Origin of the sequence: Rugamonas aquatica, from assembly GCF_009380215.1 — a bacterium.
GTDB lineage: Bacteria > Pseudomonadota > Gammaproteobacteria > Burkholderiales > Burkholderiaceae_D > Rugamonas > Rugamonas aquatica_B.
In genome coordinates this window covers 1-23,531 of the sequence record NZ_WHUG01000026.1, presented here as the reverse complement: position 1 = coordinate 23,531, position 23,531 = coordinate 1, and the positions used below count along the sequence as shown (strand labels likewise).

Below are 23,531 nucleotides of genomic sequence, written 5' to 3'. Positions count from 1 at the left end.
GTCAGGTATCGAAGAAGCCCGTCACCGTTACCAGCCGGCCCGCCTCATTGTAGCGGCCTACGCTGACGCCGTCGCCGATGATCTGGCCTTGCGCGTCCAGCATGTCCCACTGGGCGACGCTCTGGCCGTTGTGGTAGCGGAAGCGGCGGGTGGCGAAGTGGCCGCCCGGCACCTGCTGGTGGAAATTCGCCATGTACGCCATCAGCTCGCTCCAGCCGCTGGTGCTGGCCAGCGGATCCTGGTAAGTGCAGGCGTCGGCCAGGCTGGCGCCGAGCAGGGCGCGCTTGTCGTCGATATTGTCCGCCTTCCAGGCGGAGGTGTAGGTTTCCCAAATGTGTTGATGGTCGATGTGCATGGCGGACTCCTGGTTGGTTGGCAACGCAGGCATGATGCGCCAGGGCGGCGCATCGGTTTTGATATTTTGTGCTGTCCGCCTGAACTGCTTATGCCGCGGTCGTGGCCGCGCCGCGCAGCGCCGCCGGCTGGCGCGGCTTCGCGCCCATCGTCAGTATCCACAGCGCGAAAGCCACCTCGCCCAGCTGGCAAGGGAAGGCCAGGTTGGCGACCAGCTCGTTGTATTCCGGACGCAGCAGGCCGGCGCCGCTCAGCGCCAAGTAGGCGACGCCGTTGATGGTCAGCCAGACCGCCAGGAAGCGCGGCAGGAAACCGCTGCGGTACACCAGCGCCGCCAGCGGGAACAGCCACAGGCCCCAGAAAATCTCCGACGCAAACGTCATCAGGTTGTGCATCTTCAGGAACAGCGTGGCCAGGCCGGTGCGCTGGGCCTGGTCGAAGGCGGCCAGATAGGTCGGGGCTTGCACCAGGATCAGGGTGGCCATGTCGGTGAGCGAATTGAAGAAGTACAGCGGCGTGTCCATGAAGCCCATCATCAGCATCAGCAGGGCCCAGGTCTTGTTCACGTCCTTGAACAGCCGGTACAGCGTGAAGGTCAGCACCAGGCTGACGGCGCCGGTGACCAGGTCGGCGAAGATGCCGAGCCGGAACAGCTGCTCGTGGGCGGCGATGCCGGCGATGGTTGCCGCCGCGTCGCCGCTGACGAACAGCTTGCCGGGGATGTAGACCAGCCGCAGGGGCGCTATCAGTATGAGCAACAGATAAACGAAACCTGCAATACGGGCGTTCTTGCTGAGATTGTGCATGCTGTCACCTTTAGTCGTAGTTGGATATCACGTGTCAACAATATCTGACATATGACAGCGATGCAAGATATATTTGATAAAAAGATATCCTGTTGTGGCCGCGGCGCGCGAGCGATCAGGCGTAGGGCGTCGCCGCCAGCGCGGCATTGAGGCCGAGCGTGCCTTTTTCTATGACGGCGAGAAAGTCCGCCTTCGCCTGCGCGGCGTCGCCGTGCTGCGCAAAGCGCTGGTGCGCCTGGTTGAGGGCCACGCGCCAGGTGGCCAGCAGCAGCGCGGCCGCCAGCCTGGCGTCGGCATCGTCCGCCGGCCGTCCCACGCATTCGCAGAGTGCCGCCGCCACCGCTTGCGCCAGCTCGTCGCCGATCGCCCTGGCCCTGGCCTTGAGCGCTTCGCTGCCGGCTATCGCTTCCATATAGGCCCGGCCCTTGTCGGTGAAGCTGAGGTAAGGACTGCGTACCGCCAGCCGGTGGGCGAGCCGGCGCAGCGCTTCGACCGGCGCGACGCCGGGTTCGCGTTGCAGCAATGTCTGCCGCAACAGCTCGCGTCCTTCCTCCTCGCGGTCGAAGAACATGTCTTCCTTGCGCGGGAAGTGGTTGAACACGGTCATCCGCCCCACGTCGGCGGCGGCGGCGATCTGGTCCACCGTCACCTGATCGAAGCCGCGCTCGAAGAACAGCAGGGTGGCGGCGTCGGAGATGCTCTGCCGGGTGGCGAGGCGCTTGCGGGTGCGGAGGTCGGTGGGCGTCGACATGGGGCTTTGGAATTGTGATTTATGTACTGAGTATACCGATATACGGCAAAAACGGTTGATGCCGTGCGTCGTTGCAGGTACACTTTATGTACTGAGTACATATTGGTTCTGAGTACAATTATATGAATAAACCACTTTTCATCATCTTCGCCACCATCGTGCTGGACGCCGTGGGCATCGGGCTGATCTTTCCCATCCTGCCGGCGCTGCTGCGCGACATCACCCATGCCGACAATGTGGCGTCCTACATCGGCATCCTGACCGCGCTGTACGCGCTGATGCAGTTCGTCTGCGCGCCGGTGCTGGGCTCGCTGAGCGACCGGCTGGGGCGCCGTCCGGTGCTGCTGGTGTCGCTTGCCGGCGCGGCGGTCAACTATGTGTTCCTGGCCTCGGCGAGCAGCCTGTGGATGCTGCTGCTGGGCCGCGCCATCGCCGGCCTGACCAGCGCCAACCTGTCGGTGGCGACCGCCTACCTCACCGATATCTCGCCGGAGGACAAACGCGCGCGCCGCTTCGGCCTGTTCAACGCCATGTTCGGCATCGGCTTCATCGTCGGCCCGGTGCTGGGCGGTGCGCTGGGCGATTACGGGGTGCGTCTTCCGTTCATCGCGGCGGCCGTGCTGAACGGCTGCAATCTGCTGCTGGCCTTCTTCCTGCTGCCGGAATCGCGCACGCCGAGCCGCGAGAAAATCGACCTGGCGGCCTTGAACCCGCTGCGGCCGCTGCGCTGGGTGTTTTCGGCCAAGAGCCTGCTGCCCATCACCGTCATCTTCTTCATCTTCAGCGCCACCGGCGAGGTTTATGGCACTTGCTGGGCGCTGTGGGGCAGCGACACCTTCCACTGGAACGGCTTGGGGATAGGCTTGTCGCTGGGCGCGTTCGGCGTCTGCCAGACGCTGGCCCAGGCCTTTCTTCCCGGCCCGGCGGTCAGGCTGCTGGGCGAACGCGCGACCATCCTGACGGGCGTGGCCGGCGCCTGCATCGCGCTGATCGTGATGGCGTTCGCCACGCAGGGCTGGATGATTTTCGCGATCATGCCGGTGTTCGCGCTCGGCGGCATCGGCGCCCCGGCGCTGCAGTCGCTGGCGACGCGGCAGGTGGATGAGAGTCAGCAGGGGCAGTTCCAGGGCGTGCTGGCGTCGGCCGTGAGCCTGGCCTCCATCATCTGCCCGCTGGCGTTTTCGAGTTTCTACTTCCTCGTCAGGGAGCAATGGCCGGGCGCGATCTGGCTGTCGACCGTGGTGGTCTATGCGATCATGGTGCCGCTGGTGCTGGGCTTGCGGTTTGAGGGGAGGGCGTCTGCCAAGAGTCGAACTCCCTAATATTCATTTGACTGTACCTTCAAGGCGGTTATGGCCAGATTCGAATTTTTCAAATTATGGCGTGCTGAACCGGACTGGGGAAGGGAGTATGCATATAGGGGCGGCGGTGCAGCTCCTTGTAGCAAAACCCCTATTTCCATCCCTATTTTGTTCGATTTTTTTCGGGTTTGAACCGATTCCGGATTTTGCGGCCTAACTATGGGAAAGCCGAAAAAAATAGGGAAGAAAATCGAATGGTTCCTACAAGGTTTGTGCAGGCACCTACCCATTCCTTGCTCCGGCTTCTGAAAAAGCTGCGCCGACGGCGTGCTGAAGGATGCGGGTCGAAAGGTGGGTTTGTTTTGGCGAGGAAGTGTAGATGCAAACAAAAACGCCAACCTGCGTGGGTTGGCGTTCTGTTTGACACTGTTCTTGGTGGCCCGGGGCGGAATCGAACCACCGACACAAGGATTTTCAATCCTCTGCTCTACCAACTGAGCTACCAGGCCAAGGAGCAGAATTATAGCAGGCTTAGGCGGAATTGCAAGGGCCAATTTCTCAGCCATACAAACGCTATAATGAGCGGATGACTATTCCATCCTCCCCCGCCGCGCTGCGCGTTATTGAGAGTGATATCTGCATTGTTGGCGATGGCGCCATCGCCAAGACCGCCGCGCTGGGCCTGACCCAGGCCGGCTTCAGCGTTACCCTGCTTGGCCCGCCGTCGCGCCCATCGGCGCCGGCGGCCGATCCGGGCTGGGACGCGCGGGTCTATGCGCTGAACCATACCGCCCACCATTTACTGTCCTCGCTGAAGGTCTGGCATGCGCTGGATCACGCCCGCGTGGCGCCGGTCGACGCCATGATCGTCCACGGTGACGGCCCCCATGCCGGCGGCCTGGCCTTCGACGCTTTCGGCGCCCACACCGGCACGCTGGCCTGGATCATGGAAGACCGCAACCTCGGGCAGGCGCTGGACGCCGCCCTCAAGTTCGCGCAGAACGTGCGCGTGGTCGAAGGCCGCGCCACCGGCCTGCTGCGCGCCGACGACAGCGCCACGGTGCACCTGGACGATGGCTCCAGCATCAAGGCCGCGCTGGTGGTCGGCGCCGACGGCGCCCAGTCCTGGGTGCGTGGCCAGTGCGACATCGGCCTCGATTACCGCAGCTACGGCCAGCGCGCCGTGGTCTCCAACTTCGCCTGCGAGAAGCCGCACCACGGCGCCGCCTACCAGTGGTTCACCGGCGCCGAGGGCATCGTCGCGCTGCTGCCGCTGCCGGGCAACCAGGTTTCGCTGGTGTGGTCCGCGCCGGAAGCGCTGGCCGACACGCTGCGCGCCGAATCGGCGCAGCAGATCGCCGACCGCCTGGCTGTCTACGCCGCAGAGAAGCTGGGCGCGCTGACGCCGCTGCAACCGGAGCTGGTGCGCGATTTCCCGCTGCGCCTGATCCGCCCGCACGCCATGAGCGCACCGCGCGTGGCGCTGGTGGGCGACGCCGCCCACGTCGTGCATCCGCTGGCCGGCCATGGCATGAACCTCGGCTTCGCCGACGTCGCGCAGCTGGTCAAGACCCTGGGCGAGTGCGAAGAACACCGCGGCATCGGCGACACCCGCGTGCTGGCCCGCTACGAGCGCGCCCGCAAGGAAGACGTGCTGCTGATGCAGATCGCCACCGACGGGCTGGAACGCCTGTTCGGGACCGATCTGGAGCCGCTGCGCGTGGTTCGCAATTTGGGATTAAACTTGCTGGATAAATTACCCGTGCTGAAGCGCCGCCTGATCTCCCACGCGATGGGCAAGTGAGCGCGCCAGTGGGTTCGAATGTAGTCATCGGAGATGTCATGAGAAAGAGTAAGACCGTTTTGCTGTTGTTGTCGGCGCTGATGGCGTCCTGCGTGGGCGCTGAAACCCCGCCGACCACGGATGCGATCAAGAAGCTGGTCGAACCGCGCCTGGGTTCCAACGTCAAGGTCGATTCGGTGCGCGAAACGCCATACGGCGGCCTGTATGAAATCCGCATCGGCAGCGAGATTCTCTACACCGACAAAACCGGGACGTATCTGTTCTCCGGCCACGTGTTCAACCTGACCACCAGCACCGACCTGACCAAGGAACGCCTGGAAGAGATCAACAAGATCAAGTTTTCCGATCTGCCGCTGGATAAGGCCATCAAGACCGTCAAGGGCGACGGCAGCCGCGTGATCGCGGTGTTCGAAGATCCGAACTGCGGCTACTGCAAACGCTTCCGCCAGACCACGCTGAAGGAAACCGACAACATCACGGTCTACACCTTCATGTACAACATCCTGGCCGACGACTCCTTCGTCAAATCGAAAAACATCTGGTGCTCGCCGGACCGCAGCAAGGCCTGGGACGACTGGATGATCAACAACAAGGCGGCCCCTGTCGCGGCGGCGAACTGCGAATCGCCGAACGAGCAGGTGGTGGAGCTGGGCCACAAACTGGGCGTCTCCGGTACGCCGGCCATCTTCTTCGCCGACGGCACCCGCGTGCCGGGTGCGATCGATACCAAGGCGCTTGAAGAAAAACTCGCCAAGATCAAGCAGTAGCCGTCCCACACCAGTGCCCACAGGAGAGTCGAATGATCACATTGAATATCAACGGTAAAGACATGCAGGTTGACGCCGATCCTTCGACGCCCATCCTGTGGACTTTGCGCGATAACCTGAACATGACCGGCACCAAGTTCGGTTGCGGCGCCGCCCTGTGCGGCGCCTGCACCGTGCACCTGGGCGGTCAGCCTATCCGCTCGTGCATCACGCCGATTTCGGCGGCCGTTGGCCAGAAGATCACCACCATCGAAGCGATGGAGAACGATAAAGTCGGCAAGGCCGTGCAGGCGGCGTGGGTCAAGCTGGATGTGCCTCAATGCGGCTACTGTCAGAGTGGCCAGATCATGAGCGCGACCGCACTGCTGCGCACCAACAAGGCCCCCTCCGACGCCGACATCGACAACGCCATGAGCGGCAATATCTGTCGATGCGGGACGTACCAGCGCATCCGCGCAGCCATTAAAGACGCAGCCAAAACCATCGCCTAAAGGAGAACGTCATGCGTATCGAATGGCTTAATCAGGAAGCGATGGCGGCGGGTGTGAATGCGACCAACGGCGTGTCGCGCCGTGGATTCATGAAGGCCGGCGCGGTGGCCGGCGGCGGCTTGGTGCTGGGCTTCTTCATGCCGGGCGCGGGGCGTTTCGCCAATGCGCAGCAGCCTCCCGCCAAGGTGTATGAACCGAACGCCTTCCTGCATATCGCGCCGGACAACAGCGTGACGGTGCAGGTCAACCGGTTAGAATTCGGCCAGGGCGTGCAGACTTCTTTGCCGATGCTGATCGCGGAAGAACTGGACGCCGACTGGTCCAAGGTCAACGGCGCGCTGGCGCCGGCTGGCGACCAATACAAAGACCCGGCGTTCGGCATCCAGATCACCGGCGGCTCGGGCAGTATCGCCCACTCGTACACCCAGTACCGCGAAATCGGCGCCAAGGCGCGCGCGATGCTGATCGCGGCGGCTGCACAGGAATGGAAAGTGACGCCGGACCAGGTCAAGACCTCGAAGGGCATGCTGATCGGCCCCGCCGGCCAGAAGGCCAGCTTCGGTTCCATGGCCGATGCGGCGATGAAGCAGCCGGTGCCCGCCACCGTCAAGCTGAAGGATCCGAAAGACTTCAACTTCATCGGCAAACCGATGAAGCGCCTGGACGCCAAACTGAAATCGACCGGCAAACAGCAGTTCGGCATGGACTTCAAGGCACCGCACAGCAAGGTCGCCGTGGTGGCGCGGCCGCCGGTGTTCGGCGCCAAGGTCGCCAAGTTCGACGCGTCGAAAGCCAAGGCGATCAAGGGCGTGATCGAAGTGATGGAAGTGAAGACCGATCGCGGCGGCAGCGGCGTGGTGGTGGTGGCCGACGGCTACTGGCCCGCCAAGATGGGCCGCGAAGCGCTGGTCATCGACTGGGACATCAGCGGCGTTGAAAAAGTCAGCAGCGACAAGCAACTGGCCGAGTACAAGGCGCTGTCGCAGAAGCCCGGCCTGCCGGTGCGCAAGGCAGATACGTCCAAGCTGGCCGGCGCGGCGAAGAAGATCTCCGCCGTGTATGAATTCCCTTACCTGGCGCACGCGCCGATGGAGCCCTTGAACTGCGTGGTCGACCTGCGCGCGGACGGCTGCACGGTGTGGGCCGGCTCGCAGTTCCAGACGATGGACCAGGGCGCCATCGCCGCCACCGCCGGCCTGAAGCCGGAGCAGGTGGTGCTGAAGACGATGATGGCCGGCGGCGGTTTCGGCCGCCGCGCCGTGCCGACCTCCGACTATCTGGTTGAAGCGGTCCATATCGCCAAAGCCTGGAAGGCCGCCGGCAAGACGGAGCCGATCAAAGTGATCTGGAGCCGCGAAGACGACATCAAGGGCGGCTACTACCGTCCATCGCATGTGCACCGCGCCGACATCGGCGTGGACGACAAGGGCAATATCGTCGCCTGGGATCACGTCATCGTCGGCCAGTCCATCATCGCCGGCACGGCGTTCGAGCCGATGATGGTCAAGGACGGCATCGATTCGACCATGGTCGAGGGCATGGGCGAACCGTACGAAGTGCCGCTGAACCTGAGCGCGCACACCGTCAAGGCCAACGTGCCTGTGCTGTGGTGGCGCTCCGTCGGCTCCACCCACACCGCTTTCGTGATGGAGACGCTGATCGACGAAGCCGCGCACGCGGCCAAGATGGACCCTGTCGCTTACCGCAAGAAGCTGTTGGGCGAGAAGGGCAAGCGCCACATCGCCGCGCTGGACCTGGCGGTCGCCAAGTCCGGCTATGGCAAGAAGGCTTTACCTAAAGGCCAGGCGTGGGGCGTGGCGGTGCATGAATCGTTCAACACCGTGATCGCCTATGTGGTGGTGGCGTCCGTGAAGAACGGCACTCCCAAGCTGCACAAGGTCACGGCGGGCGTGCATTGCAATCAGGCGGTCAATCCGCTGACGATCGAAGCGCAGATCCAGGGCGCGGCGCTGATGGGGCTCGGCATGACCTTGCCGGGCGCCGCCATCACGCTGAAGGATGGCGTGGTGGATCAGCAGAACTTCAGCGACTACACGGTGGCGCGCATGACGGACATGCCGGTGATCGACGTGCACATCGTGCCGTCGAACGATCCGCCGACCGGCATGGGCGAACCGGGCCTGCCGCCGCTGGCGCCGGCCTTCGCCAACGCGCTGTTCAAATTGACCGGCAAGCGTTTGCGCAAGCTGCCGTTCGATCTGGCCAGCGCCTGAGCCGAGCTGCATGGCACTGGTAGGGATATTGTTGGCAGCCGGACGGGGTAAGCGGTTCGACCCGTCCGGCGTACAGAACAAATTGCTGCAACCATTAAGCACTGGCGACGCCGTGGTCGCCGCCAGTGCGAAGAATATGCTGGCCGTGGTGCCGCGCGTGGTGGCCGTGGTCCGTCCGGGCGACGACCAGGTGGCTGCGCTGCTGGGCAAGCTGGGATGCGAGGTGCGCGTCTGCGCCGATGCCGATCTGGGCATCGCCTCCTCGCTGACGGCGGCCGTCGAATACACGAAAGGTGCGGAGGGCTGGCTGGTCGGCCTGGGCGACATGCCCCATGTGCGGCCGGAGACCATGCAGGCGCTAGTCGCCACGATCACACGGGGCGCACGCATCGCGGCGCCCGTTTTTGAAGGGCGGCGCGGCAATCCGGTCGCCTTCAGCAGTTATCATTTGCCGTTGCTGCTGGCGCTGGAAGGCGACCAGGGCGCGCGCGACATATTAAAAAGCCATGCGGTGAGCGAGCTGATAGTCGACGATGTCGGCGTGGTGCGCGATATCGATACGCCTGGCGATTTGTAAAACAAGGACAGAGATGAAAAAAACGAGCAAGAACAATCCAGCGATCGCCTACAGCATCGTCGGCCATGACCTGGCCGCCCACCTGTTCCACGTCACGCTGACGGTGGACGCGCCGGCCGCAGGCGGCCAGATATTCGCGCTGCCGGCTTGGATACCGGGCAGCTATATGATCCGCGAATTCTCGCGCAATATCGTGCGCATCCGCGCCGAGTCGAACGGCCAGCCGGTGGCGCTGACCAAATTGGACAAGCACTCGTGGCAGGCCGCGCCGCTGAAGGACCATGCGGCCGCGCTGACGCTGCATTACGAAGTGTATGCCTGGGATTTGTCGGTGCGCGCCGCGCATCTGGACCAGAATCACGCCTTCTACAACGGCACCAGCGTGTTCCTGCGCGTGCTGGGCCAGGAAGACCAGCCGCACGTGGTGGACATCCAGCGTCCGGCCGACGAAGCGGCCAAGACCTGGCGCGTGGCGACCTCGCTGCCGGAGCTGAAAGCGAAACGTTATGGTTTTGGCACCTACATCGCGTCCAACTACGACGAGTTGATCGACCATCCGGTGGAGCAGGGCGATTTTGCGCTGGCCACTTTCAAGGCGCACGGCATCCCGCACGACATCGTCATCAGCGGCCGGGTGCCGAACCTGGACCTGCCGCGCCTGAGCGCCGACCTGAAGAAGATCTGCGAAACCCAGATCGCCTTCTTCGAACCGAAGGCCAAGAAAGCGCCGATGGACCGCTACGTGTTCATGACGCTGGCCGTCGGCGACGGTTATGGCGGACTGGAGCACCGCGCATCGACGGCGCTGATCTGCGCCCGCGCCGACCTGCCGAGCACGGCGTCGGTCAGCAAGGAGATCAGCGACGGCTACCTGCAATACCTGGGTCTGTGCAGCCACGAGTATTTCCATACCTGGAATGTGAAGCGCATCAAACCGGCGGCATTCGCGCCATATAACCTGCAGGTCGAGAATTATTCGCCATTGCTGTGGCTGTTCGAAGGTTTCACCAGCTATTACGACGATTTGATGCTGGTGCGCGCGGGCGTTATCGCCGAGCCGGCTTATTTCAAATTGCTGGGTAAAACCATCGGCAGCGTATTACGCGGCAGTGGCCGCACCAAGCAAAGCGTGGCGGATTCCAGTTTCGACGCCTGGGGCAAATATTATCGCCAGGATGAGAATGCGCCGAATTCCATCGTCAGTTATTACACCAAAGGTTCTTTAATCGGCCTTGCGCTGGATTTGAGTATCCGCGCTAAAACCGGCGGCAAGAAATCGCTGGACGATGTAATGCGTGTTTTATGGCAGCGTTATGGCCGCGATTTCTATCAGGGCGGCGCGCGCGGCGTAACGCCGGCCGAAGTGGAAGCGATATTCGATGAAATCAGCGGCGGCCGATTCAAACCATTCTTCGATAAATATATACGCGGCACCGAAGACTTGCCATTGGCAAAAATGCTGGCGCCATTCGGCGTTAAATACAGCGACGAGCGTAAAACCGCCAAGCCCAGCCTGGACGCCAATCTCGGAAAAGACGGCAATGATTGCAAGCTGTCCAGCGTCCATGAAAATGGCGCTGCGCATCAAGCCGGATTATCGGCCGGCGATATCTTGATGGCGATAGACGGATTGCGCGTTACCGCCGCCAATCTGGAGACACTGCTGTCGCGTTACGGCGTCGGTTCGGAAATCGAAGTCCACGCATTCCGCCGCGACGAATTAATGACCTTCAGCGTGACGTTACAAGGCGACCGGGTACCCGGTATCAGCCTGACGCTGGACCCGGCCGGCAAGAAATCCTCCGGCCCATTGCGCCCCAGCGCCGCCCGCTAAAACTCCGGGGTCAAGTCTGACATTCGGACACGAGCTCAGCCGCTAACAGCCGAGTTCGTGTCCGAATGTCAGACCTGACCCCATTTTTTTGCCCAGGTTATGCCAGATATTGGCACGTACTAACCAGATTCCGGCATGTGCTGGGGGAGTGGGACGGGCCGGCGGTTTAATTTTCCGCTGTGGTCTTGTTCTGGTTTAGAATTTGGCTGAGCTTTTTGCCAACCAGGATAGACCCGCCAGTGATACTGCTTGATCCCACCACGATTATCTTGATGTCGACGCTGATGGCTGGTGCGATGAGCGTTGTCCTTTATTCCGCCTATCTGAGCTTCCCCAGGGAGATTAAAGGGCTGGATTATTGGGCGGCCGGATTGATATTGCTGGCACTCGGGGCGGTATTGTTCAGCCTGAGGAATAGCACCTCGGGTCAGACTTTTATCTTGCTTTGCGCCAATTCAACGCTGATTTGGGGCGTGGGGCTGGCGATGATCGGCACCCAGAAATTTTATGGCCGCAAACCTGCATGGTGGTTATTTCATCTGGTCTGGGCATGCGCCATGTTGGGTGTTGGCTATTGGCTGGTTATTCAACCGCATTTTGCCGCACGGGTCGCTGTATTTTCTTTCCTGATCTCGATTTTCTATATTAATCAGGTTGCCATGGTATGGCGTTATGGCGAGCGTCATTTCTCGACCATATTCTTCGGCATATTATTAGTGCTGCAAACCCTGGTTGTTTTAACGCGTGGATTATTGGCGGTGTTTTATGGCGGTGCTCAGGTTAATTTAACCAGTATCGGACCATTCCAGAGTATTTACCTGGCCGCCGGCCATTTCATGGTATTGCTGCTGGCGGTGAGTTTCAAAGCGGTTGCCACCCGCCATCTGCAAACCATATTGGAACGCCGCTCCACGCTGGATCCTCTGACCCAGGTATTAAACCGCCGCGGTTTCGCCGACATCTATGCGAAGGAGCATGCTTTATTAAGGCGTGAATCCACCGCCATGACGATGCTCAGCATCGATCTGGATTATTTTAAGAAGATTAATGATTGCCACGGCCACGCCACCGGCGACCGGGTTTTAGTCGATGTGGCGGCGGTTATCGGCAAGGCGCTGCGCGTATCCGATCACGTGGCCCGTTTCGGCGGCGAGGAATTTATCGTGCTGCTGCCGACCACAGGATTGGATCGCGCCCACCATATCGCCGAGCGCATCCTGCTGGCCGTGCGCGAACCCGGCCGCGATGGATTGCCGACCTACACGGTCAGCATCGGTATTGCTTGCCAGACAAGTGCCGACGAGGATCTGGACGGCATCCTGATGCGGGCGGACGAGGCGCTGTATTCCGCCAAAGAGCGCGGACGCGACCGCATCGAGATCGCGTCCATGCCGGTAGCGCCGCTGCGGGCGGTGCCGGCCTAGTTGAACAGTCGCGCCAGCTCCGCGCCCGGATCCGGCGCGCGCATGAACGCTTCGCCGACCAGGAAGGCGTGCACATTCGCCTCGCGCATGCGCTGCACGTCAGCCTGAACCATGATGCCGGACTCGGTAATCACCAGTTTTTCCGCCGGAATGCGGTCCAGCAGGCCGAGCGTGTTCTCCAGCGATACCTCGAAAGTGCGCAAATTGCGGTTGTTGATGCCCAGCAGGGCGGTTTTCAGGCGCAACGCGGCGGTCAGTTCGTCGCCGTCGTGGGTTTCCACCAGCACATCCATGCCCAGTTCGTGGGCGCAGGCTTCCATTTCCGCCATCAAACCGTGGTCCAGCGCCGAGACGATCAGCAGGATCGCATCGGCGCCCATGGCGCGCGCTTCGTAGATCTGATACATGTCGATCATGAAATCTTTCCGCAGCACCGGCAGGGCGCAGGCGGCGCGCGCCTGCTGCAGGTAGGCTACCGAACCCTGGAAGAACTGCTCGTCCGTCAGCACCGACAGGCACGCGGCGCCGTTGGCGGCGTAGCTGGCGGCGATATCGGCCGGGCGGAAGTCTGCCCGCAGCACGCCTTTCGACGGCGAAGCTTTTTTTACTTCGGTGATTACGCCTGCATGGCCTGCAGCGATTTTCCCGCGCAGGCTCGCTTCGAAGCCGCGCAGGCCGGCGCGCAGTTCGGCGTTGCTTTCAACGTCGGCGCGCAGGCTGGCGAGGCTGCGGTATTTTTTAGCGGCGGCGACTTCGTCGGCTTTGACTGCGAGGATTTTGTTCAGAATGTCGGACATGATAAGCCTAAGATGAATGTTGTTCCGCCAGCGCCAGGCGCAGGCCGAGAGCCAGGAACAGGCCGCCCGTCACGCGGTTCAGCCACAGCGCCACCAGCGGCTTGACCTTCAGGCGCGCACTGGCGAAAGCGGTGAAGACGGCCAGGCCGTTACACCACAACATACCGTTGAAATTGAAAATGCAGCCCAGGACGATGAACGCCAGCGGCTTGCTGCTGGAGTCTGCCGAAATAAACTGCGGCACGAACGCCAGGAAGAACAAGGCCACTTTCGGGTTCAGCACATTGGTCAGAAAACCCTGGAAGAAGATTTTACGATACGCCAGCGGCTGGGCCGCAACGCGAGCGGCCGTTTCAGCGGCGGCCGCATCGTCGGTATCCGCCCGCAGCTTCGCGCGCAGCATGCCGATGCCGACATAAACAATGTACGCCGCACCGATCCACTTGACCACCGTGAACGCGGCGGCGGACGTGGCCAGCAGCGCCGACAAACCCAGCGCCGCAGCGAAGATGTGGATCATGGTGCCGGCGCCTATGCCCAGCGCGGCGGCCGAACCTGCGCGCCAGCCCTGGGTGGCGCTGCGCGTCATAATCAGCAGCGAGTCGGGGCCGGGCATGATGTTGAGCAGCAGCCCGGAGATTACAAACAGCGTCAGATCGTGGATGCCGAACATGCTGGCCTCCCTTAATTGCTGTTGCCGAGGCTTTGCGTGACCTGCACGAACTGTTCGACCTTGCGCAGCGCGTCGCCGGAGGTGATGGCCACGCGCGCGCGCGCCAGGCCGTCCTCGATCGAGCTGGCCACGCCGGCCGCATACAGCGCCGTACCCGCGTTGAGCGCCACGATATCGTAGGCCGCGCCAGGTTCGCCGCGCAGCGCTTCCATCATCTTGGCTTTCGATTCGACCGAATCGGCCACCTTCAGATTGCGGCTGGCGATCATCTGCAGGCCGAAGTCTTCCGGATGGATTTCGTATTCGCGGATTTCGCCGTTCACCAGTTCGCCGACCATGGTGCCGGCGCCGAGCGAGACTTCATCCATATTGTCGCGGCCATAGACCACGATGGCATGCTGCGCGCCCAGGCGCTGCAGCACGCGCACCTGGATACCAACCAGGTCGGCGTGGAATACACCCATCAAGATATTCGGTGCGCCGGCCGGATTGGTCAGCGGTCCCAGGATGTTGAAGATGGTGCGTACGCCCAGCTCGCGGCGCACCGGCGCCGCATGCTTCATCGCCGCGTGGTGATTCGGTGCGAACATGAAGCCGATGCCGGTCTGCGCGATCGATTGCGCGATCTGCTCCGGCTTCAGATTGATGTTGGCGCCCAGCGATTCGATCACGTCGGCGCTGCCGGACGACGACGACACACTGCGGCCGCCGTGCTTGGCCACGCGCGCGCCCGCCGCAGCGGCGACGAACATCGAAGCGGTGGAGATGTTGAATGTATGCGCGCCGTCGCCGCCGGTGCCGACGATGTCGAGCAGGCCGGTGGTGTCGGCCATCGGCACCTTGGTGGAGAACTCGCGCATCACTTGCGCGGCGGCGGCGATTTCGCCGATGGTTTCTTTTTTCACGCGCAGGCCCATGGTCAGGGCGGCGATCATGGTCGGAGACATTTCGCCGGACATGATCTGGCGGAACAGGTGCAGCATCTCGTCGTGGAAAATCTCGCGGTGTTCGATGCAGCGCAGCAGTGCTTCTTGATGGGTGATAGGCATGGCTATTCCTTCTCTGAATTTTGGCATGGGCGCGCGCGGTGCGCGCCGGGACGAACAGCGCTGGTCAGCGGACCAGGAAGTTCTTCAACAGTGCGTGACCGTGTTCCGACAGGATGGACTCGGGGTGGAACTGCACGCCCTCGATGTCGTATTCCTTGTGGCGCACGCCCATGATTTCACCGTCGTCCGTCCATGCCGTCACTTCCAGGCAGGACGGCAGCGAGCTGCGCTCGATGGCCAACGAGTGATAACGGATCACTGTGAAAGGCGAGGGGAGGTTTTTGAAAACGCCCACGCCCGTATGCGCAATTAAAGAAGTTTTGCCATGCATGACCTGCTTGGCGCGTATGACCTTGCCGCCGAACGCTTCGCCGATGGCCTGGTGGCCCAGGCACACGCCCAGTATCGGCTTCTTGCCGGCGAAGTGCTTGAGCACTTCGATCGAGATCCCGGCCTGTGCCGGATCTTTCGGACCAGGCGAAATGCAGATGTGGTCCGGGTTCAGCGCTTCGATTTCCGCGATCGTGATTTCGTCGTTGCGGAACACGCGCACATCTTCACCCAGCTCGCCGAAGTACTGCACGATGTTGTAGGTGAAGGAGTCGTAGTTGTCGATCATTAGCAGCATCTCAGAACTCCCCATCCAGGCCATCTTGCACTTGTTCGGCGGCGCGCAGCACGGCGCGCGCCTTGTTTTCAGTTTCCTGCCATTCCATCTCGGCGACCGAATCGGCGACGATGCCGGCTGCGGCCTGCACGTACAGCATGCCGTCCTTGATGACGCCGGTGCGGATCGCGATCGCCACGTCCATCTCGCCGCCGAAGGACAGGTAGCCGCAGGCGCCGCCGTAGATGCCGCGCTTGGAGATTTCCAGTTCGTCGATCACTTCCATCGCGCGCACTTTCGGCGCGCCGGTCAACGTGCCGGCCGGGAAGGTGGCGCGTAGCACGTCCAGGTTGGACAGGCCGGATTTCAGCTTGCCTTCCACATTGGAGACGATGTGCTGCACATGCGAGTATTTTTCGATGACCAGGCGGTCGGTGACTTTGACGCTGCCGATTTCGGAGATGCGGCCCAGGTCATTGCGCGCCAGGTCGATCAGCATCACGTGTTCGGCGATCTCTTTCGGATCGGCCAGTAGTTCCTTGGCCAGTTCGGCGTCGCGCTCCGGCGTCGAGCCGCGTGGGCGGGTGCCGGCGATAGGGCGCAGCGTGACTTTTTTCTCGCCGTCGGGCAGCGTCTCGTTGCGGACCAAAATCTCCGGCGAGGCGCCGACGATCTGCATGTCGCCGAAATTGTAGAAGTACATATACGGCGACGGATTCAGCGAACGCAGCGCGCGGTACAGCGTCAGCGGCGAATCGACGTAAGGCTTGCGCAGGCGCTGGCCGATCTGCACCTGCATCAAGTCGCCTGCCATCACGTATTCATGCGCCTTGGCGACGGCCTTCAGGTATTCCGCTTTCGGGAAGTCACGCGTGATCTCGGTGCGCACCGAGGCGCTGGTCACTGGCGCATCGACGCCGCGGCGCAGCATCATGCGCAGGTCTTTCAGGCGCTGGCGCGCTTTGGAATACGATTCCGGCTGCGTGGTGTCGGCGTAGACGATCAGATACAGCTTGCCGCTCAGGTTATCGATGACGGCCAGTTCCTCCGTCACCATCAGCTGGATGTCGGGCAGTCCCAGGTCATCTTTCGGCTGGGTGTTGGCCAGCGTTTTTTCGATATGGCGCACCGTGTCGTAGCCGAAGTAGCCGGCCAGGCCGCCGCAGAAGCGCGGCATGCCGGGACGCAGCGCGACCTTGAAGCGCTTCTGGTAAGCCTCGATGAATTCGAGCGGATTGCCTTCGTGGGTCTCGATCACGGCGCCGTTCTTGACGATCTCGGTGCGCGTACCGAAGTTGCGCAGCACGGTCGTCGCCGGCAGGCCGATGAAGGAGAAGCGGCCGAAACGCTCGCCGCCCACCACCGATTCAAGCAGGAAGGTGTTCTTGCCGGCGTTCTGGGTCTGGGCCAGTTTCAGGTACAGCGTGAGCGGAGTTTCGAGATCGGCGAAGGCTTCGGCGATCAGCGGGATGCGGTTGTAGCCGTCGGTGGCCAACGATTTGAATTCGAGTTCGGTCATGTCTTCTCTCCATGCCGCCAAGGGTGTGGGTGTGGGTTTGGCGGTGGTTGGTCAAAAAACCTGTCGCGCGCAGTGGTGCGGACGACAGCAATCAGTTCGGCTTAGTTTTGCCAGGATTGCCAGCGTCGCCAAAGCCAGGCCTCAATCGAGCCGGTTTGGGTGACATTGTGTTTTTTGGTGAAAGACATTTCGGTCAGAGTGGTTCAGCTAATGGTTAATTATGCGAACGGATCAAAATTGCGGCATCGAGCAGCGTGGCTACTATACCATCGGAATCGGTTTTGTGTATAGCCTCTCCGTGATTGTATCCGTAAGGGACCGTCAACACCGGACAACCCGCTGCCCGTGCGGCTTGCGCGTCGTTCGAGGAGTCGCCCACGGCCACCACCTGAGCCGGCGCCAGGCCGAAATCGGCGCACACCGTTTGCAGCGGCAGCGGGTCGGGTTTCTTGCGCGGCAGCGAGTCGCCGCCGTAGACCACGTCGAAAAAGCCGTCCAGGCCTTTCAGCTTGAGCAGCGGCGTGGTGAAGGCGATCGGCTTGTTGGTCACGCAGGCTAGGCGCAGGCCTTGCGCCTTCAGCGCCGTCAGGCCTTCGGTCACGCCCGGATACAGGGCGCTGAAATTGCCGTTGATGCTCAGGTAGTGGCGCTGGTAGGCGTCCATCGCGGTCTCGAAGTGCGCTTCCACGCGGGCGGCGTCCCAGTCCAGCCCCAATACGGAGCGGATCAGGTTTTCGGAGCCTTTGCCGACCATCAGCGCGATCTGGTCTTGCGAGATCGGCGCCAGGTCCAGTTCCGCGCGCATGCCGTTGATCGCGACGTGGAAGTCGGGAATCGTATCCAGCATGGTGCCGTCGAGGTCGATGATTGCGGCGCGTACGCCTGCCAGCACACTCATGCTTACACCGTCGCCAGCTGGGCGCGCATGGCGTCGATGACGGCCTTGTAGTCCGGCTTGCCGAAGATGGCGGAGCCGGCCACGAAGGTGTCCGCACCTGCTGCTGCGGCGGCGGCGATGTTGTCGATCTTGATGCCGCCGTCCACTTCCAGCAGGATGTCGCGGCCGGATTCGTCGATCAGGCGGCGCGCTTCGGCGATCTTCTTCAGCGCTTGCGGAATGAAGGACTGGCCGCCGAAGCCTGGATTGACGGACATAATCAGGATCATGTCGATCTTGTCCATCACGTGTTCCAGGTAGCTCAGCGGCGTGCCCGGGTTGAACACCAGGCCGGCCTTGCAGCCGTGGTCGCGGATCAGCTGCAGCGAACGGTCGATGTGGTCCGACGCTTCCGGGTGGAAGGTGATGATGTTGGCGCCAGCCTTGGCGAAGTCAGGGATGATGCGGTCGACCGGCTTGACCATCAGGTGCACATCGATCGGCACTTGCACGTGCGGGCGGATCGCTTCGCAGACCAGCGGGCCGATGGTCAGGTTGGGAACGTAATGGTTGTCCATCACGTCAAAGTGAATGATGTCCGCACCGGCGGTGACGACGTTGCGGACCTCTTCGCCCAGACGGGCGAAATCGGCGGACAGGATGCTGGGAGCGATGCGGAATGTGGTCATGGCGTTGGGCTGGCGATAAAAAGATGCGCTATTTTACGCTGCCCGGCGCGACTGTACCGATTTTGCGCCGGTTTTCAGCCGCGCCGTCCTTGCATACGGGGCGGATTTGCGGTGCAATGGGGGTCTGACGATATACAATCGCCAATTTTGTCCAGAGCGATGACGTTTTTACTAAGCCTTAAGGAATTTTGATGGCCACTTACGAATTTACTGTGTCGGTCAGAACTCAGTACCTGCCAGATCAGTCGGACCCGGAGCGCACCAACTTCGTGTTCACCTACTCGATCACGATCAAGAACACCGGCACGGTGGCTGCGCAGCTGATCTCACGCCATTGGGTCATCACCGACGCCAACAATCACGTCGAAGAAGTGCGCGGGCTGGGCGTGGTCGGCCATCAGCCGCTGCTGCAACCGGGCGAGCATTTCGAATACACCAGCGGCACCGCGCTGCAAACCCAGCAGGGCTCGATGGTCGGCGAATACTTCTGCGTGGCCGAGGACGGCCATCAGTTCGAAGCCAAGATACCGGAGTTCGTGCTGTCGCTGCCGCGCACGCTGCATTGATTACTCGGGTTCGTTTTCCCTGGACGGCGGGGGCAGCTTCTTGGCCTTGCCCTTGCCCTGGTACATGGTCCACCAGACGATGAACACCAGCAGGAAAAACGCCACGCATGCTTCTATCATTAATACCCACATAGCTATCCTTATGTCATTAACACGCCGTAGTCTACTCGTTCCGCTGAGCGTCGTCGCGCTTTCCATGGCCGCCTGCACCACCACGCCGCTGCCGCCGGACAAGGCGCCCGCGCCCACGGTGACGCCGCAGCCGGCGCCGGTAGTGCCGCCGGTGCAGCCGGCCCCGGTGCCCGTGCCGCCCAAACCTACCGCGCTGCAAATGGTGCCGACCACCTTCGCATCGCTGCCGGGCTGGGACAAGGACGATGTGCGCGCGGCCTGGCCGGCGTTCATGTCCTCGTGCTCGGTGCTGGTCAAGCAGCCGAACTGGAAGGAATCGTGCACCATCGCGCGCAGCGTCAACGGCAGCGACGACAAGGCCATCCGCACCTTCTTCGAAGCCTTCATGGAGCCCAACCAGGTGATCGCGCCGGACGGCGCCACCGACGGCCTCGTCACTGGCTACTACGAGCCGCTGCTGCGCGGCGCGCGCAAAAAGGGCGGGCCGTATCAGACCCCTCTATATAAGGTGCCGGACGATATGCTGACCGTCGACCTGGCCAGTGTGTATCCGGAACTGAAGGGCATGCGCCTGCGCGGCAAGCTGGTCGGCAAGAAGGTGGTGCCGTATGCGACCCGCGCCGATATCGAGAAGGCCGATTTCAGCGGCAAGGAGCTGCTGTGGGTGGACGATCCGGTGGAATCGTTCTTCCTGCAGGTGCAGGGCTCGGGCCGGGTGCAGCTGACCGACAGCCAGGAAACCGTGCGCGTGGCTTATGCGGACCAGAACGGCCATCCGTATAAATCGATCGGCAAATATCTGGTGGAGAAGGGCGAGCTGACGCTGGAGCAGGCTTCGGCGCAGGGTATCAAGGCGTGGATCGCCGGCCATCCTACGCGCATGCAGGAGCTGTTCAATGTAAATCCGAGCTACGTGTTCTTCAAGGAAGAGCGCCTGCCGGATCCGAAGGTGGGGCCTAAGGGCGCGCTGGGTGTGCCGTTGACGCCGTCGCGTTCGGTGGCGATCGATGCGTCGCAACTGCCGCTGGGCGCGCCGGTGTTCCTGTCGACCAGCATGCCGAACAGCGACATCCCGCTGCAGCGGCTGGTGATGGCGCAGGATACGGGCGGCGCGATCCGTGGCGCGATCCGTGTCGACTACTTCTTCGGCTTCGGCACGGAGGCGTCGGAAAACGCGGGACGCATGAAGCAGCGCGGTAGTGTTTGGGTGCTGCTGCCGAAGCAGCCGCTTTAACGCAAGACCATCACGGGCAGCGTGGTGTGGGCGAGCACCTTCTGCGTCTCGCTGCCCAGGAACAGCCGGTTCAGGCCGCGCCGCCCGTGCGACGCCATCATGATGATGTCGCATTCATACTTCTTCGCCGCCTCGACGATTTCCTCGTAGGGGCTGGGCGACATCGTAATCACTCCCTCGAACGGAATATCGGCCGCGCGCGCGGCCACGGCCACCTTTTCGATATGGTGCTTGGCCGCGTTCTGCATCTGCGTGGCGAACTGGCCGGAATCGATGACCGCGCCGCTGTCGCCCATGGACGCAAACGGTAGCGGCGTAATCACCGTGACGGCGACGATGCGGGCGTGATTGAGCTGGGCGAACTGCACCGCCATCGCGGTCGCTTTGTCGGACAGGTCCGAGCCGTCGGTGGGCAGCAGGATGGATTTGAACATGGCGCACTCCAGTGAATGGGACACTGAAGCCAGCCTAATGTTTTAGGCGGACAGGTGGCGCACGTTAGGAGGTGGCCGGCGCCGCCTGTTGCGGCACATTGCGCATCGACATGGACATCGTCGCCGTCAACACGATGCCGCCCACCGCCACGCAGGCCATGCCGGTGCGGATGCTGAAGTGCTCGCCGATGTAGCCGGCCGCCAGCGCGCCGACCGGCGCGGTCGCCACCGTCAGGAAGCGCATCGTCGAGACCATGCGGCCCAGGTAGGCGTCCGGCGTGACTTTCTGACGCATCGTCATGTAGGGCATGAAGAACAGCATCACGCCGCAATCGAGGAACAGCGACAGGCTGCCGCAGGCCACCGCGCTGGCGGTGGGGCTGCCGAACAGGTTGGCGGGGATCATCGGCATGGCGGCGAACGCGAACGCGGTCAGGCCTATGCCGATCAGCATGGTGGTGCCGGCGCCGAAGCGGTTGTTCAGGGGTTTGAGCAGCAGGGAGCTGAGCAGCACGCCGATGCCGCCTATCATCTGCGTTGCGCCCAGCATGCCGGCCGACATGCCCAGTTCGCGCGTGGCGAACAGCACGCTCAGTGCGGCAAAACCATAGAACAGCATATGCCACACACCGGCGCCCCAGGCCAGCGTGCGCAGCAGCGGCTGGCCCCAGATAAACCGCAGGCCGTCGTGGATGTCGCGCAGCGGATGCTGGTGGGAGGGCGCGGGCTTGGGATCGTTGGCCTTCAGATTGCGCAGCAGCAGGATCGAGACCACGAAGCCGATGGCGTTGAGCAGCACCGCGAACGGCGCGGTCAGCCATTGGATCAGCACGCCGGCCACGCCGGGGGCGATCAGCCGCGAGGCGGAGTCGGTGGCGGCGAATTTCGATTGCGCATCGGTCAGCCGGTCGCGCCCGATCAGGTTGGTGAGGAAGATCTGTTCCGCGCCGCCGCCCACCACCGAACAGGCGCCGCCGATGAAGGAGACGACATACATCCATTCGATGGACAGCAGGCCCAGCCAGTAAGCCAGCGGGATGCTGCCCAGCGTCAGCGCCATGACGGCCTTGCTGCACAATAGTACGGGCAGTTTGCGGTTGCGGTCGAGGAGGACGCCGGCCGGCAGGGCCAGCAGCGCGAAGGGAATCGCGGCCGCCGCACCCAGCATGCCCATTTGCGACGGCGTCGCGTGCAGCAGCAGCACCGAGCATAGCGGCAAGGCCAGCGCACTGATATAGCTGCCAAAGCCATTGAGGATGGAGCTGGACCAGTAGCGCATGAAGTCGCCGTTGCGCAGCAGAGCGTCATGGGCGAACTTGTTGCGCAGGTGACGGTGGAAGGCGGTAAAAATAGGAAGCTCTTTAAAGCAGGTTGCTAAGTTTCAATGATACCAGCGCGGGAGTTAGGCGCTACAATCCTCACGGAATATTCCACCGTGAAGGAGACACCTTATGCAATATGAAGATCTGATCGTTGAAGTGCACGACAAAGTTGCCCTGATCCGCTTGAACCGTCCGAAAGCGCTGAACGCGCTGAACGATCGCATGATGAACGAGCTGGGCGATGCCCTATATAAGTTTGACGCCGATCCGGCCATCGGCTGCATCGTGCTGACCGGTAGCGAGAAAGCCTTCGCCGCCGGCGCGGATATCGCCGCGATGGCGGACTACACTTATGTGGACACCTATCGCGACAACTACATTACCCGCAACTGGGAGCACATCCTGCGCATCCGCAAGCCGGTGGTGGGCGCTGTGGCCGGTTACGTGCTGGGCGGCGGCTGCGAGCTGGCGATGATGTGCGATTTCCTGATCGCCGCGGATACGGCCAAGTTCGGCCAGCCGGAAATCAAGGTCGGCGTCACGCCTGGCGCCGGCGGCACGCAGCGTCTGCCGCGCACCATAGGCAAGGCCAAGGCCATGGATATGCTGCTGACCGCCCGCACTATTGATGCGGTAGAAGCGGAGCGCATTGGCCTGGTATCGCGCGTCGTGCCTGCCGATAAGCTGATCGAAGAAGTGCTGACTGCAGCGAAACAGATCGCGTCGATGCCAACGTCGGTAGCGATGATGATAAAAGATTCCGTCAACCGCGCTTTCGAAACCACGCTGACGGAAGGCGTTAATTATGAACGCCGCCTGTTCCAGTCTGCCTTTGGTACGCCTGCGCAAAAAGAAGGCATGCACGCTTTCCTCGAAAAGCGCTTGCCAAACTTCGACGGCCTTTGATATAGTTCGCCTCCCCGCAAAACGGTGCATGCAAATGCAGTGTGAAACGGGGAGAAAAAAGAAGGGGTTGACGAAACGATCTAAACGCTTCATACTCTTTCTTCTTCGCTGACGGACACAACGCTCCGCAGCAAGCAGTACCGAATAAGTTCTTTAAAAATTAACAGTCGATAAGTGTGGACGTTTGATGAAAGTGCGCAGCAGGCTAGTCCTGTTGATACTTAAAATATCAAATGTTCACAAGAAGTAATGAAAAAGGCGCTTCGCAAGAAGTGGCCTGTCAGTATTTTGAGTGAGCGACCCGTCAGCAATGACGGTGCTAGAAATAGCAAATAAACAGAGATTAAACTGAAGAGTTTGATCCTGGCTCAGATTGAACGCTG

Annotated in this window: 24 protein-coding genes and 1 tRNA gene; 11 read left to right on the top strand and 14 right to left on the bottom strand. The window is 61.9% G+C overall.

Features of this window, described 5'->3' with window-relative positions; genetic code table 11:
• Position 1: 1 nt before the first annotated feature.
• The 3 genes from GEV02_RS31805 to GEV02_RS31795 all read right to left on the bottom strand — a co-directional run bounded on the left by GEV02_RS31805 (position 2) and on the right by GEV02_RS31795 (position 1,911).
• Complete coding sequence (locus GEV02_RS31805; RefSeq protein WP_152841797.1) at positions 2-388, bottom strand: nuclear transport factor 2 family protein; 387 nt, start codon at positions 386-388, stop codon at positions 2-4.
• Between the two features lie 55 nt (positions 389-443).
• Positions 444-1,160, bottom strand: coding sequence for a DUF4386 domain-containing protein (locus GEV02_RS31800; protein ID WP_152841796.1), 717 nt, complete (start codon positions 1,158-1,160; stop codon positions 444-446).
• Positions 1,161-1,275: 115 nt separating this feature from the next.
• On the bottom strand, positions 1,276-1,911 hold the full coding sequence (locus tag GEV02_RS31795) for a TetR/AcrR family transcriptional regulator (RefSeq protein ID WP_152841795.1): 636 nt from the start codon (positions 1,909-1,911) through the stop codon (positions 1,276-1,278).
• A 122-nt stretch (positions 1,912-2,033) separates the two neighbouring features.
• Between GEV02_RS31795 and GEV02_RS31790 the strand changes: the two genes are divergently transcribed.
• Positions 2,034-3,233, top strand: coding sequence for a TCR/Tet family MFS transporter (locus tag GEV02_RS31790; protein ID WP_152841794.1), 1,200 nt, complete (start codon positions 2,034-2,036; stop codon positions 3,231-3,233).
• A 412-nt stretch (positions 3,234-3,645) separates the two neighbouring features.
• Here GEV02_RS31790 and GEV02_RS31785 read toward each other — a convergent pair.
• Positions 3,646-3,721: transfer RNA gene (locus GEV02_RS31785), tRNA-Phe, on the bottom strand.
• Positions 3,722-3,798: 77 nt separating this feature from the next.
• On the opposite strand from GEV02_RS31785, the gene GEV02_RS31780 reads away from it, so the two are divergent.
• The 7 genes from GEV02_RS31780 to GEV02_RS31750 all read left to right on the top strand — a co-directional run bounded on the left by GEV02_RS31780 (position 3,799) and on the right by GEV02_RS31750 (position 12,343).
• Positions 3,799-5,016 (top strand): UbiH/UbiF family hydroxylase, encoded by a 1,218-nt coding sequence (locus tag GEV02_RS31780; RefSeq protein ID WP_152841793.1) that lies wholly within the window; start codon positions 3,799-3,801, stop codon positions 5,014-5,016.
• A 38-nt stretch (positions 5,017-5,054) separates the two neighbouring features.
• Positions 5,055-5,783, top strand: coding sequence for a DsbC family protein (locus GEV02_RS31775; protein WP_152841792.1), 729 nt, complete (start codon positions 5,055-5,057; stop codon positions 5,781-5,783).
• 32 nt (positions 5,784-5,815) lie between these two features.
• The gene (locus tag GEV02_RS31770) at positions 5,816-6,274 is read left to right on the top strand and encodes a (2Fe-2S)-binding protein (RefSeq protein WP_070360515.1); all 459 of its coding nucleotides are present in this window, start codon (positions 5,816-5,818) and stop codon (positions 6,272-6,274) included.
• 11 nt (positions 6,275-6,285) lie between these two features.
• The gene (locus GEV02_RS31765; protein ID WP_152841791.1) at positions 6,286-8,508 is read left to right on the top strand and encodes a xanthine dehydrogenase family protein molybdopterin-binding subunit; all 2,223 of its coding nucleotides are present in this window, start codon (positions 6,286-6,288) and stop codon (positions 8,506-8,508) included.
• Positions 8,509-8,518: 10 nt separating this feature from the next.
• On the top strand, positions 8,519-9,085 hold the full coding sequence (locus GEV02_RS31760; RefSeq protein ID WP_152841790.1) for a nucleotidyltransferase family protein: 567 nt from the start codon (positions 8,519-8,521) through the stop codon (positions 9,083-9,085).
• A gap of 13 nt (positions 9,086-9,098) precedes the next feature.
• Complete coding sequence (locus GEV02_RS31755; protein ID WP_152841789.1) at positions 9,099-10,919, top strand: M61 family metallopeptidase; 1,821 nt, start codon at positions 9,099-9,101, stop codon at positions 10,917-10,919.
• Between the two features lie 272 nt (positions 10,920-11,191).
• Positions 11,192-12,343: a GGDEF domain-containing protein gene (locus GEV02_RS31750; protein WP_152841788.1), complete on the top strand. Its 1,152-nt coding sequence runs from the start codon at positions 11,192-11,194 to the stop codon at positions 12,341-12,343.
• Here GEV02_RS31750 and trpC read toward each other — a convergent pair.
• The 7 genes from trpC to rpe all read right to left on the bottom strand — a co-directional run bounded on the left by trpC (position 12,340) and on the right by rpe (position 18,554).
• Positions 12,340-13,140, bottom strand: a complete 801-nt coding sequence (gene trpC / locus GEV02_RS31745; protein WP_152841787.1) for an indole-3-glycerol phosphate synthase TrpC — start codon at positions 13,138-13,140, stop codon at positions 12,340-12,342. The genes GEV02_RS31750 and trpC overlap by 4 nt on opposite strands.
• Before the next feature lie 7 nt (positions 13,141-13,147).
• On the bottom strand, positions 13,148-13,813 hold the full coding sequence (locus tag GEV02_RS31740; RefSeq protein WP_152841786.1) for a LysE family translocator: 666 nt from the start codon (positions 13,811-13,813) through the stop codon (positions 13,148-13,150).
• Between the two features lie 11 nt (positions 13,814-13,824).
• Positions 13,825-14,862, bottom strand: a complete 1,038-nt coding sequence (trpD, locus tag GEV02_RS31735; protein WP_152841785.1) for an anthranilate phosphoribosyltransferase — start codon at positions 14,860-14,862, stop codon at positions 13,825-13,827.
• 64 nt (positions 14,863-14,926) lie between these two features.
• Positions 14,927-15,490, bottom strand: a complete 564-nt coding sequence (locus GEV02_RS31730) for an anthranilate synthase component II (protein WP_008444830.1) — start codon at positions 15,488-15,490, stop codon at positions 14,927-14,929.
• Position 15,491: 1 nt separating this feature from the next.
• Positions 15,492-16,988 (bottom strand): anthranilate synthase component I, encoded by a 1,497-nt coding sequence (trpE, locus tag GEV02_RS31725; protein WP_152841784.1) that lies wholly within the window; start codon positions 16,986-16,988, stop codon positions 15,492-15,494.
• A gap of 214 nt (positions 16,989-17,202) precedes the next feature.
• Complete coding sequence (locus tag GEV02_RS31720) at positions 17,203-17,886, bottom strand: phosphoglycolate phosphatase (RefSeq protein WP_152841783.1); 684 nt, start codon at positions 17,884-17,886, stop codon at positions 17,203-17,205.
• Positions 17,887-17,888: 2 nt separating this feature from the next.
• Positions 17,889-18,554, bottom strand: coding sequence for a ribulose-phosphate 3-epimerase (gene rpe / locus GEV02_RS31715; protein ID WP_070360523.1), 666 nt, complete (start codon positions 18,552-18,554; stop codon positions 17,889-17,891).
• Positions 18,555-18,745: 191 nt separating this feature from the next.
• On the opposite strand from rpe, the gene apaG reads away from it, so the two are divergent.
• A complete protein-coding gene (apaG, locus tag GEV02_RS31710) occupies positions 18,746-19,120 on the top strand; it encodes a Co2+/Mg2+ efflux protein ApaG (protein ID WP_008444834.1) in 375 nt (124 codons plus the stop codon).
• On the opposite strand, the gene GEV02_RS33615 is transcribed toward apaG, so the two are convergent.
• Positions 19,121-19,252 (bottom strand): hypothetical protein, encoded by a 132-nt coding sequence (locus GEV02_RS33615; RefSeq protein WP_268878666.1) that lies wholly within the window; start codon positions 19,250-19,252, stop codon positions 19,121-19,123.
• A 64-nt stretch (positions 19,253-19,316) separates the two neighbouring features.
• On the opposite strand from GEV02_RS33615, the gene mltA reads away from it, so the two are divergent.
• Positions 19,317-20,486 (top strand): murein transglycosylase A, encoded by a 1,170-nt coding sequence (gene mltA / locus GEV02_RS31705; RefSeq protein ID WP_152841782.1) that lies wholly within the window; start codon positions 19,317-19,319, stop codon positions 20,484-20,486.
• Here the strand turns inward: mltA and GEV02_RS31700 are convergent.
• Both GEV02_RS31700 and GEV02_RS31695 read right to left on the bottom strand, forming a co-directional pair.
• Positions 20,483-20,920, bottom strand: a complete 438-nt coding sequence (locus GEV02_RS31700) for a universal stress protein (protein WP_152841781.1) — start codon at positions 20,918-20,920, stop codon at positions 20,483-20,485. The genes mltA and GEV02_RS31700 overlap by 4 nt on opposite strands.
• 64 nt (positions 20,921-20,984) lie before the next feature.
• Positions 20,985-22,217: an MFS transporter gene (locus GEV02_RS31695; protein ID WP_268878667.1), complete on the bottom strand. Its 1,233-nt coding sequence runs from the start codon at positions 22,215-22,217 to the stop codon at positions 20,985-20,987.
• Between the two features lie 154 nt (positions 22,218-22,371).
• On the opposite strand from GEV02_RS31695, the gene GEV02_RS31690 reads away from it, so the two are divergent.
• The gene (locus GEV02_RS31690; RefSeq protein WP_070271913.1) at positions 22,372-23,148 is read left to right on the top strand and encodes an enoyl-CoA hydratase; all 777 of its coding nucleotides are present in this window, start codon (positions 22,372-22,374) and stop codon (positions 23,146-23,148) included.
• The last annotated feature ends 383 nt before the right edge of the window (positions 23,149-23,531 follow it).